The organism is Hymenobacter daeguensis, assembly GCF_054780555.1.
The window spans coordinates 15838-27622 of sequence record NZ_BAAGWC010000016.1 but is presented as its reverse complement, the minus strand read 5'-3'; the positions used below and the strand labels follow the sequence as shown (position 1 = coordinate 27622).

The following is an 11785-nucleotide window of genomic DNA, read 5'->3' as shown; positions in this document are numbered from 1 at the left end:
TCAGAATCCAAAAGCCTCTTTCTATCTTTACACACAGCGTGCCTACCCCGCAGAAATTAAGTAAACCTCTTAATAACCGCTTCTTATGAAGAAACTCCTTACTAATTTTTCCGCCAGCATCGGCCGCAGCATGGCGCTGCTCATGATGCTAATGTTACCGCTGTTGGGGTGGGGACAGACCACAATTTTCAACGTAGCTGGTACACTACCACTTGGAGCAGTCGGAGTTAATAACAATGCTGCTAACCCTATCGAGCAGGGTAGTGGAGCCAGTGCATATCTGTTGGTTGAAACAAACCCTACGGATGTTATTACAACAGGAATCTATAACCTGTCACCCTATACATCGGGTACATTTACCCTTGATGTAGCTACGTTTGGTTCCGGTGGAAACAACCCTGCCAAAATTGAGATTTCGCTGAACGGCGGGACGACATACACGTCCTTCACATCGGTTACGCCAACTAGTGCTACCTACGTTACAACTACCAGCATTACGCTGCCCGGAGTAAGCAGCCAAGTGCGGTTGCGTATTTCCAACAACGGTGCTACCGGACGTGGAGTGCGTATGCAAAACCTTAAGTTGACTGCTAACGGCACTGCTACAACACCCTACCTAGTGGTAGCTTCTTCACCAGCTACTGCCCCTACCACACTTACCGGTTTTACGGCTGCAGCAGGTACAGCTTCTGCTTCACAAACCCTTACACTCAGCGGGGCTAATCTTACAGCTGGTAGTGCCATCACCATTACGGCTCCTACTGACTTTGAAGTATCCACCGACAATTCGACGTTTGGCACTACTGCTTCGGTAGCAAATGCGGGCGGCGGCACCCTTGCAGGCACTCCGGTCTATGTTCGACTTAAAGCTGGTCCAACAACTGGCACTTATAACAGCGAAACCGTTTCTGTAACGGGTGGCGGTACCACTTTAGCTACGCTCGCCACTGTAAACGGTACAGTAACCGCCGCACCTCCCGCATCCCTCGGCACGCCTACCTACCTGGCCGGTGCCAACCCCACCGCGGCCAACCCCGGCGGGGCGTTCTGCTCGACGAGCAGCGTCAACCTGGGCGTGTCGTTCACCTCATCCGGCACGTTCAATGCCGGCAACAACTTTGTGGTAGAGCTGTCGGACCCGAACGGTTCGTTTGCCACGCCCTACGCCACGGCCACCGTTGCGGGCACCACCGCCCCGGCCTCCCCGGTGGCGCTGGGCATTGCGGCCGGCACCAACAGCGGCGCGGGCTACGTCATTCGGGTGCGCTCCACCAGCCCGGTGAGCACCAGCTCCTCGTCGACGGCGCTCATCCTCGTCAACAACCCCACGGTGAGCATTGTGCCGCCTATCACCCAGACCTACGTGTCGGGGGCGGCGGCCAACCCGCTCACGGCCACCGAAAGCTTCAGCACCGGCACCACCCGGCAGTGGCAGATTGGCAACGCGGCCGCCGGGCCGTTCACCAACATTCCCGGCGAAACTGGCATCACCTATACGCCTACCTTCTCCACGCCCGGCACCTACTACATCAACGTGGTGAGCACGTTTGCGGCCTGCGGCTCGGTGAGCAGCTCCAACGTGGCCGAAGTTATTGTGACGGCACCGCCGGCCAACACCATCAGCACGCCCACGTTTGCCACGGCGGCGCTGTGCGCCACCTCGGCGGCTTCGCTCAATGTGACCTTCACGGCCAGCGGCCCCTACGCCGCCACCAACAACTTCCTGGTGCAGCTCTCCGATGCCAGCGGCTCGTTTGCCGCGCCCGTCACCATTGGCACGCTGGCCAACAACAACGCGACCACGGCCCAGACCGTGCCCACCACCATTCCGGCGGGCACGCCCACCGGCACGGGCTACCTCATTCGGGTAGTGGCCGATAACCCCGCCGCCACCAGCGCCGGCACGTCGGCGGCCCTCACCATCGTGAGCAACCCCACGGTGAGCATTGCGCCCACCGCCACCCAGACCATTGTGGCCGGGGCCAACGGCACGGCCCTCACCGCCACCGAAACCACTGTGGCCGGCACCACGCGGGTGTGGCAGTCGGGCCCCAGCGCCACCGGCCCTTTCACCGCCATCTCGGGCCAGACGGGCCCCAGCTACACGCCCACCTTCGCCACGCCCGGCACCTACTTCGTGCGCGCCCTGAGCACCTTCGCCGGTTGCGGCGACGTGGCCAGCAACGTGGTGGAGATTGACGTGAATGCTCCCACGCCCACCATCACCGCCCTCACGCCGAGCCTGGCCATTGCCGGCAGCGCCGGCTTCACCCTGACCATCGACGGCACCAACTTCCTGGCCGGCGCCACGGCAACCTTCGGCGGCACCAGCCGCGTGGTCACCTTTGTTTCGGCCACGCAGCTCACGGTGGCCGTTCTGGCGGCGGATATTGCTGCCGCTGGCACCAAAAGCGTAGTGGTAAGCAACGGCGGCGCGGCCACGGCCACGGCTACCTTCACCGTGACGCCGGCCCCGCCGGCTACCGCGCCCTGCCTCACGCAAGGCTTTGAAACGACGGTTACGCCCACGGGCTGGCTGAACACGAGCGTGTCGCGCTCTACTTCGGCGGGTGATATCAAGACCGGCACTGCTGCTGCTACGTTCGCCTCCAACACCGGCTCGCTGACTACGGCCACCCTCAACTATCCCTCCCTATTGACCTTCGCACTCGGCCGGAGCACCAATGCTACTGCCAAGACGATGATTGTGGAAGTATCCACGACTACGCAAACCGGTACCTACACCACCGTGGCCACCTACGACCACAGCAATGTGCCCAGCGGCAGCTACGATGTATATAGCGTGGACCTGTCGGCGTACTCGACCAATGCCAGCGTGTGGGTGCGCTTCCGCAAGGTGAGCAGCACTACCTCGCCCTGGCGGCTTGATGACGTGAACGTGTACTGCGCTCCCGCATCCGAAATCGACGTGACGCAGGGCGCTACGCCCATTGCCAGCGGCGGCAGCTACGCCTACGCCGCCACGGCCGTGGGGGCCAGCACCGATGCCACCTTCACCATTGCTAACACCGGCACGGGCACCCTGAACATTGCCGGCATTGCCCTGAGCAACAACGCCGGCGGTGCGTTCAGCATCCAGACCACGCCGCTGCCCACGTCGGTAGGCGCCGGGGCCAACACGCCGCTGGTGGTGCGCTTCGCGCCCACTGCGGCCGGCAGCCAGACGGCTACCCTCACCATCACCAACGACGACTCGAACGAGGGCACCTACACCATCACCCTCACCGGCAGCACGCCGCCCGCCACCGAGCCCACCGTGCAGCCCACCGTGACGGCTACTGCCCCCACCACCACCACCGTGCTGCTCAGCCTGAGCGGCGGCGACGGGGCCAGGCGCCTGGTAGTGGTGCGGCCCACCGCCGCCGCCGCCGTGGCCCCCATCGATGGCCGCACCTATACCGCCAACACGGCCTACGGCACCACCACCGGCACCAACCCCACCACGGGCCCCAACAACTTCGTGGTGATTGCCGATGGCAGCACCACCAGCCTCACCGTCACCGGCCTGGCCCCCGCCACGGCCTACACCGTAGAAGCCTACGCCTACAACGACAACGGCGTGGCCGGCCTCGAAAACTACCTGGCCGCTGCGCCGGGCACGGCCAGCTTCACCACGCTCACGCCCCCGGCCGGTGCCGCCCAGGCCGGTGTGCTGCTGCTCGAAGATGATTTCAACGGCACCGCCGGCACCCGCCTCACGGCCAATGGCTGGACGGCCCATAGCAGCGCCGGCAGCGGCAGTCCCATGGAGATACAGGCCACCAGCTTGAGTTACAGCGAATACCCCGCCGGCGTTTCGGCCTCCAACAACCAGGCGACGTCTTTTGGCACGGGCGAAGACGTTAACAAAGGCTTCACGGCACCAGCGGGCACCACCACGCTCTACGTCTCGTCCATCATCAACATCGGGATTGATGACAACGACTATTTCATGCACCTGATGGACACCAACGCGCCGAGCACGGCGGTGGTGTTCCGGGGCAAGGTTTTCACCCAGTCCGACCCCTCGGGCGGCTTTAAATTCGGCCTCACCGTATCCAACTCCTCGACTGCTGGTGCGGTGTACGGCCCGACCATCTACAACACGGGCCAGAACTACCTGGTGGTGCTGAAGTACGTGACCAATGCGGGCGGCAACGACGAGGCCAGCCTCTATGTGTTCGATGCGGCTGCGCCGGTTATCGAGCCCACCACGCCCACCATCGGCCCCCTCACCGAAGCCAACGCCATTGCCGTCAACAGCCTCAATGCAATAGCCCTGCGTCAGAGCAATACTACGCCCATCTACGACATCGACGGCATCCGGGTAGCCACCGGCTGGGGCAGCGCCATCGGCAAGCCGGTGTTCACCGGCCCCGCCGCCAGCCTGGCCGCCGGTAACTACTACAACGTGACCGTGAACAACGCCGACCAGGTAACCACCACCGGCGCCGCCCGCATCGAAAACAACCTGACCCTGACCAGCGGCCTGCTGAATACGTCGGGCACCAACAGCCTCACGCTGTACCAGGGCGCGGGCACCACGGGCGGCAGCGCCACCAGCTTTGTGAACGGCCCGCTGGCCCGCATCACCACGGGGCCGGCCACCACGGTGTTCCCCATCGGCAAGGGCACGGCTTACCGCCCGCTCACGCTCACGGCCACGGCCCAAACCAGCACCACCACCTTCACCGGCGAGATTATCAACAGCACGGCCCGCACCACGGGCGTCGATGCCCCGCTCACCCGCGTGTCGAACATCCGCTACGCCACCATCACGCCCGACGTGCAGCCCACCGGCTTCAGCGGCTCCCTCACCATGGAGTTTGGGGCCGATGACTACGTGACCGACCCGCAGGCCAGCACCTTTGTCATCGCCAAGCGCGACGGCAACGGCAACTGGCAGAATCTCGGCCACGGCACCGCCACCGGCACCGCTGCCACCGGCAACGTGAGCGGCACCCTTACCTCTGCCGTGCCCATCACCTCGTTCTCCGATTTCGCCCTGGCCAGCACCGATGCCGGCACCAACAACTACCTCACCAACAACCCGCTGCCGGTTGAGCTGAGCGCCTTCAGCGCCCAGCGCCAGGCCGATAAGTCGGTAGCCGTGGCCTGGACCACCGCTTCGGAGAAAAACAGCGCCCGCTTCGAGGTGCAGCGCAGCCTCAACGGCCGCGACTTCGTGACGGTGGCCACCACCAAGGCCCAGGGCAGCAGCGCCCGCGCCACGGCCTACACCGCCCTCGATGCCACGGCTCCGGCCGCCCAGCTCTACTACCGCCTGCGCCAGGTAGATGCCGACGGCACCGCTGCCTATTCATCCGTAGCCACCGTGGCCGGCACCAGCGCCACCGCGAAAGTGGTGCTCTATCCCAACCCGGCCCACAGCACCATCAGCTTCGCTACCGAAGCGGCCACGCCTTACCGCGTGCTCAACCAGCTGGGCCAGGCCGTCCTGCACGGCACCACCGAAGCCGGTACTGCCAAAGTAGGCGTAGAGCAGCTGCCCACCGGCCTCTACTTCATCGAGCTGCAAACCGCCACCGGCCGCGTGGTGCAGAAGTTCGAGAAGGAATAGCCCACGGATTTTGTGGACGCCCCGCAATCAAAAAGGCCACCCAATTCGGGTGGCCTTTTTTGTGCGCTGAGAGCAGGAAGCTGATTGGTTTTCCAGGTGAGCATGCGCATGGCTGACCACGTAGAGCAGTCTTCGGGCTGGTGTGCGTCTCCACCCCATTTATACCGGTCACGAAATGACTTGCGCAAATGGCGTAGGGTGCGGGGCTCGCCCCCGCCCGCCGTTGCCCGGCATCGTTGGCTGGGCTCACACGGCGGGCGGGGGCAAGCCCCGCAGCGCGACGAGTAAAGACAGCCATAAACTAACCCGAAACCCGGTATTGAAGCTGTTTAAAAAGTCAAAATCGTTGTCATCCTGAGCGTAGCGAAGGACCTTATCACGTCAGCACAACGCCTATTCTAACGTGATAAGGTCCTTCGCTGCGCTCAGGATGACAGATGTGTAGGCAAATCAGACTTTCTAAACAGCTTCATTATCAGCCTCAGCAACAAATAGCCAAATGCAAAAAGGCCACCCGCAAGGGCAGCCTTTGATTCTTGTATGACGACGGCGAAAACGACAAGCAACAGAGCCGCCCACGAAATCCGGAAAATCCGAATGAATCCGTGGTTCAGACCGAGAAGCTCTCGCCGCAGCCGCACTCGCGCGAGGCATTGGGGTTGTTGAACTGGAAGCCCTTGCCGTTGAGGCCATCGGAAAAGTCCAGCTCGGTGCCGGCCAGGTAGAGGAAGCTTTTCATATCGACCACCACGCGCACGCCCTTGTCCTCAAATTCCTGGTCCATGGGCCGCACCTCGTTGTCGAAGTCCAGCTTATAGCTCAGGCCCGAGCAGCCGCCTCCGGCCACCGAGGCCCGCAGGCGGTAAGTGTCATCCAGATGCGCGTCGCTCATCAGGCGCGATACTTTTTCTTTGGCTTTTTCCGAAACGGTAATCATGGCAGTAGGAGGGAGCTGGCTCCGCTCAGCAAATGGTTGAATGCGGGTGCAATTTAGATAGATTACAAACAAGCTGGCAAAAGTCTTTGTTCGCCAGCCCGTCAAAATCCTGCTAAATGGCTAAGAGCTAGGGTTCAGCACCACGCTAAAAACCGTAATGGCATTCAGGTCGCGGCCGAAGTAAAGCTTATCCAGCGCCTCGTAGGCGTTGTGCGCCCGGAAGTAGGAGGTGTGCAGCTCCCGGTCGCCGGGGCTGCGCCACTGCACCGTGTAGGAGCTTTCGGTGTCGCGGAAACGCTTCACGTAGTCCAGCATCTTTTGCAGGGCTTCTTCCTTATCGCGCCCCGTTTCGTAGCGAAACAGGAAGCTCTGCTGGTGCCGTGGGTTCACGGTAATCAGGTCGAGCCGCGTCAGGCCATCCAGCTGCCGGAACTCAAACCGCACCTGCTCGGCCGTCAGGCCCAGGTACTGCTGAATCTCCCGCTGCAGGCGGGCAATTTCAAATTCGTCCATCATTCAATGAAGAATGAGGAATGAAGAATGAGGAATGAAGAATCGGCCACGAAGCCAATTCTTCATTCCTCATTCTTCATTCCTCATTAAAAACTTAGTGGTGCGCCAGCTCCAGGGCGGGCAGGCCGTTCTTCACGCGGTAGTCCGAGATGGCCGATTTGATGGCGTCTTCCGCCAGCACCGAGCAGTGAATTTTCACGGGCGGCAGGGCCAGCTCTTCCACAATCTCCATGTTGTCGATGGCCAGGGCCTCGTCGATGGATTTACCTTTCAGCCACTCCGTTGCGAGCGACGACGAGGCGATGGCCGAGCCGCAGCCGAACGTCTTGAATTTGGCGTCGGTGATGGTGTTGGTGGCTTCGTCCACCTCGATTTGCAGGCGCATCACGTCGCCGCACTCAGGGGCGCCCACGAGGCCGGTGCCTACGTTCTTTTTGCTTTTGTCCAGCGTACCCACGTTGCGGGGGTTGCTGTAGTGGTCGATTACTTTATCGGAGTAAGCCATTTCGCTTCGCTTAGTTAAGAATGAAGAATGAAGAATGAGGAATTGAAGCTGATGAGGCACAGAAGCAAATTCTTCATTCCTCATTCTTCATTCCTCATTTTATTAATGTTCTGCCCACTCGATTTTGCTCAAGTCGACGCCTTCCTTGAACATCTCCCACAGGGGCGACATTTCGCGGAGCTTGGTTACGGCTTCCTTTACGTGGTTGATGGCGTAATCGATTTGCTCGTCGGTGGTGAAGCGGCTCAGGCCGAAGCGCAGGCTGCTGTGGGCCAGGTCGTCGCTCAGGCCCAGGGCCTTGAGCACGTAGCTGGGCTCCAGGGAGGCCGAGGTGCAGGCCGAGCCGGAGGATACGGCCAGGTCCTTTACGCCCATCATCAGGCCTTCGCCTTCCACGTACTTGAAGCTGATGTTGGTCACGTGCGGCAGACGGTGCTCCACCGAGCCGTTGATGTAGCTTTCTTCCAGCGTGGTCAGCTCCTTTTCGAGGCGGTCGCGCATGGCCGAGAGGCGGGCGGTATCGGCTTCCATGTCGAGGCGGGCCACTTCGCAGGCCTTGCCCAGGCCCACGATGCCGGGCACGTTGAGGGTGCCGGAGCGCATGCCGCGCTCGTGGCCGCCGCCGTCCATCTGGGCGGTCACTTTCACCCGGGGGTTCTTGCGGCGCACGTAGAGGGCGCCCACGCCCTTGGGCCCGTAGATTTTGTGGGCCGAGAAAGCCATCAGGTCGATGCCATCGGCGATGACGTCAACCGGGATTTTGCCCACCGCCTGGGTGGCATCGGTCATGAACAGCGCGCCGTGCTTGTGGGCAATTTTGGCGATTTCGCGGATGGGCTGGATGGTGCCCGTCTCGTTGTTGCCGTACATGATGCTGACCAGAATGGTCTGGGGCGTCATGGCCGCTTCCAGCTCGTCGAGGCTGATGAGGCCTTTTTCGTCAACGGGCAGGTAGGTCACCTTGCCGCCAAGCTTCTCGATGTGCTTGCAGGTGTCGAGCACGGCTTTGTGCTCGGTGGTGGCGGTGATGACGTGGTTGCCTTTCTGGCTATACATCTCAAACACGCCCTTGATGCCCAGGTTGTCCGACTCGGTAGCGCCCGAGGTGAAGATGATTTCCTTGGGGTCGCAGTTGATGAGTTTGGCGATTTGCTCGCGGGCGTAGTCCACGCCTTCCTCGGCGGCCCAGCCGAAGGGGTGGTTGCGCGAGGCGGCATTGCCGAACACGTCGGTCAGATAGGGCATCATGGCCTCCAGCACCCGCGGGTCGAGGGGCGTGGTGGCGTTGTTGTCGAGGTAAATAGGGAGCTTAAGCATTGCGCGCAGCAGTAGTGACAAGTGGTAAACCAGCGAACCGCTGATACCCGCCTAGAACAGGGTTCGGGGGCAATCAGTTTTCTTTGGCCTCACAAAAGTAGATACAATCTAAACAAGGAAATGCGCGAACCGTCCGCGCCGGCGCAAAAAGCTCGGTAAATGCCGGTTTATTGCCCATTCAGCGGCGTTGCAGCCTGTTCTTCCATTCACCTCATGCTTACCAATCTCGAACACCTCGGCCTGGCCGTGAACGACCTCGACGCCGCCACCGCGCTTTATACCACGCTGCTGGGCATCGCCCCCTATAAGATGGAGCACGTGGCCAGCGAAGCCGTGGATACGGTTTTTTTTCAGGTGGGCGGCTCCAAGATTGAGCTGCTGGCCGGCACCTCGCCCGACAGCGCCATCACGAAGTTCCTGGCCAAAAAGCCGGAAGGCATTCACCACGTCGCGTTTGAGGTGGACGACATCCGGGCCGAGATGGCGCGCCTGAAAGGGGAGGGCTTTGTCTTGTTGAATGAGGAGCCCAAGCGCGGGGCCGATAATAAGCTGGTGTGCTTCGTGCATCCGAAAAGTGCAGCCGGCGTACTGGTAGAGCTGTGCCAGAGCTTGTAGCGCGGACTTTTAGTCCGCGAGTCATTCCTGGATGCCGCCTACGCCGCACTTTTTAACCGATAACCGCCAACCGCTTATTCGCGGACTAAAAGTCCGCGCTACTGCCATGAATTTTTTCCAACAACAAGTAGATGAAGCTGTCGATGCCCTGCTGCTCCAGCAGGTCATTCTGTACCCCACCGACACCGTGTGGGGCCTGGGCTGCGATGCCGAAGCGCCACCAGCCGTGCAGAAGCTCTACAAGCTGAAGGGCCGCGAGGCCGGCAAGCCCAGCATCGTGCTGGTGGCCGACTGGGCCATGCTGCAGCGCTACACCGCCGACGTGCCGGCCGAACTGGAGGCCATGATTGCCGCCGATACCCGGCCCACTACCTACATCCTGCCCGCCAGCCGTGCCCTCGCGCCGGAACTGGTGGCGCCCGATGGCACCGTGGGCCTGCGCGTGACCAAAGACGAATTTTGCCACAAAGTGGTGCGCCGGCTGGGCCACGGCCTGGTATCGACTTCGGCCAACAAAGCTGGCGAGCCCACGCCCGCCGTGTATGCGGAAGTGGACCCGGCCATCGTGCGCGGGGCCGACTACGTGGCCAACTGGCGGCAGGACGATGCCACCCGGGTAGCGCCCTCGCGGGTAGTGCGGCTGGGCGAGGGCGGCCGGCTAGAAGTGGTGCGCGAGTAGGAAAGTAGCGCGAACTTTGTAGCTCGCGTCCCCGCGCTGTTGAAATCGTTCAGGTTTCGTTCGGGGACGCGAACTACAACCAAAGGTCAGCGAAGCTAAAGTTCGCGCTACTATGAATACGCCCCAATTACCCGAATTGCCCATTTTTCGCACCATCGCCGAAGCGGCGGCCGAGCTGCAGCAGCCCGCCTACGTCATCGGCGGCTACGTGCGGGACCTGGCCCTGGGCCGCGACAGCAAGGACATTGACGTGGTGACCGTGGGCGACGGCATTGCCCTGGCCCAGGCCGTGGGCGCGAAGCTGAAAGGCCGGGGCCGGGTGCAGGTGTTCAAGAACTTCGGCACCGCCATGCTGCCCACTAAGGAAGCCGGCGACATTGAGTTTGTGGGCGCCCGCAAGGAAAGCTACCGCGCCGAAAGCCGCAAGCCCGAAGTGGAAACCGGGACGCTGGAAGACGACCTGGCGCGCCGCGACTTTACCATCAACGCCCTGGGCCTAAGCCTGAACCCCGAAAACTTCGGCGAGCTGGTGGACCGCTACGAGGGCATGAAGGACCTGGCCAGCAAAACCATTCGCACGCCGCTGGGGCCGGACGTAACGTTTTCCGACGACCCGCTGCGCATGATGCGCGCCGTGCGCTTTGCCTCACAGCTCAACTTTGATATTGAGCCCGATACGTTCGATGCCATCATCCGGAACAAGGACCGGATAAAGATTGTGTCGCAGGAGCGCATCACAGTGGAGCTGAACAAGATTATCCAGTCGCCCACGCCGAGCTACGGGTTCAAGCTGCTGTTTCAGACGGGGCTGCTGCAGCTCATCTTCCCGAAGATGGCGCTGCTGCACGGCGTGGAAAAGGTGGGCACGCACGCTCACAAGGACAATTTCTACCACACCCTGCAGGTGCTCGACAACGTAGCCAACGCCGGCGGCGACCTCTGGCTGCGCTGGGCGGCCATCCTGCACGACATCGCCAAGCCCGCCACCAAGCGCTACGACCAGCGCGTGGGCTGGACCTTCCACGGCCACGAGGACAAGGGCGCGCGCTGGGTGCCCGGCATCTTCACCGATTTGAAGCTGCCGCTGGGCGAGGAGATGCGGATGGTGCAGAAGCTGGTGCGGCTGCACCTGCGCCCTATCGCGCTGGTGAAGGAAACCGTGACCGACTCGGCCGTGCGCCGCCTGCTGTTCGAGGCTGGCGAAGACATTGACCGCCTGATGCTGCTGTGCCGGGCCGACATCACGAGCAAGGACCACACCCGCAAGGAGCGCTACCTGCGCAACTTCGGGCAGGTGGAGGAGAAGCTGAAGGAAGTGGAGGAAAAGGACCACCTGCGCAGCTTCCGCCCCGTGATTACCGGCGAAATCATCATGGAAACCTTCGGGCTGAAGCCCTCGCGCCAGGTGGGCGAGCTGAAGGAGGCCGTGATGGAAGCCATCCTCGATGGCCTCATTAAAAACGAGATGGAGCCAGCCTTGGCCTTCCTGTTGCAGCAGGGGGCGGCCAAAGGGCTGGCTCCAGAAGGAGGCGTCGTTCACTCACCAAACTAAGCCTGGCTTCTTCTTTTTTTTACCGTTGGGTGGATAGATGCAGATATTTAGGTGAAAGTTGCCTCTAATAAATTTCTTAACAAAGA

The 11785-nt window shown here is 61.7% G+C and carries 8 protein-coding genes; 4 read left to right on the top strand and 4 right to left on the bottom strand.

From position 1 onward, the window contains the following. The first annotated feature begins 619 nt into the window (after positions 1-619). Entirely contained in the window at positions 620-5581 is a 4962-nt protein-coding gene (locus ACYVHT_RS16415; RefSeq protein ID WP_460554175.1) for a choice-of-anchor D domain-containing protein, read from the top strand. A gap of 610 nt (positions 5582-6191) precedes the next feature. On the opposite strand, the gene ACYVHT_RS16410 is transcribed toward ACYVHT_RS16415, so the two are convergent. The 4 genes from ACYVHT_RS16410 to ACYVHT_RS16395 form a co-directional block, all read right to left on the bottom strand. Further along, positions 6192-6518, bottom strand: coding sequence for a HesB/IscA family protein (locus tag ACYVHT_RS16410; RefSeq protein WP_460554172.1), 327 nt, complete (start codon positions 6516-6518; stop codon positions 6192-6194). 120 nt (positions 6519-6638) lie between these two features. After that, positions 6639-7034 carry a hypothetical protein gene (locus ACYVHT_RS16405; RefSeq protein WP_460554169.1) on the bottom strand — a complete coding sequence of 132 codons (396 nt, stop codon included), beginning with the start codon at positions 7032-7034 and terminating at the stop codon, positions 6639-6641. Between the two features lie 91 nt (positions 7035-7125). Next, positions 7126-7536 carry a Fe-S cluster assembly scaffold IscU gene (gene iscU, locus ACYVHT_RS16400; protein WP_046244756.1) on the bottom strand — a complete coding sequence of 137 codons (411 nt, stop codon included), beginning with the start codon at positions 7534-7536 and terminating at the stop codon, positions 7126-7128. A gap of 102 nt (positions 7537-7638) precedes the next feature. Further along, positions 7639-8853: a PLP-dependent aminotransferase family protein gene (locus tag ACYVHT_RS16395; RefSeq protein ID WP_460554165.1), complete on the bottom strand. Its 1215-nt coding sequence runs from the start codon at positions 8851-8853 to the stop codon at positions 7639-7641. 213 nt (positions 8854-9066) lie between these two features. Between ACYVHT_RS16395 and mce the strand changes: the two genes are divergently transcribed. The 3 genes from mce to ACYVHT_RS16380 all read left to right on the top strand — a co-directional run bounded on the left by mce (position 9067) and on the right by ACYVHT_RS16380 (position 11699). Beyond that, positions 9067-9468, top strand: a complete 402-nt coding sequence (gene mce, locus ACYVHT_RS16390; RefSeq protein WP_460554162.1) for a VOC family protein — start codon at positions 9067-9069, stop codon at positions 9466-9468. Positions 9469-9574: 106 nt separating this feature from the next. Then, a complete protein-coding gene (locus ACYVHT_RS16385) occupies positions 9575-10147 on the top strand; it encodes an L-threonylcarbamoyladenylate synthase (RefSeq protein ID WP_460554160.1) in 573 nt (190 codons plus the stop codon). A gap of 112 nt (positions 10148-10259) precedes the next feature. After that, positions 10260-11699, top strand: coding sequence for a CCA tRNA nucleotidyltransferase (locus ACYVHT_RS16380; protein WP_460554157.1), 1440 nt, complete (start codon positions 10260-10262; stop codon positions 11697-11699). Positions 11700-11785: the final 86 nt, after the last annotated feature.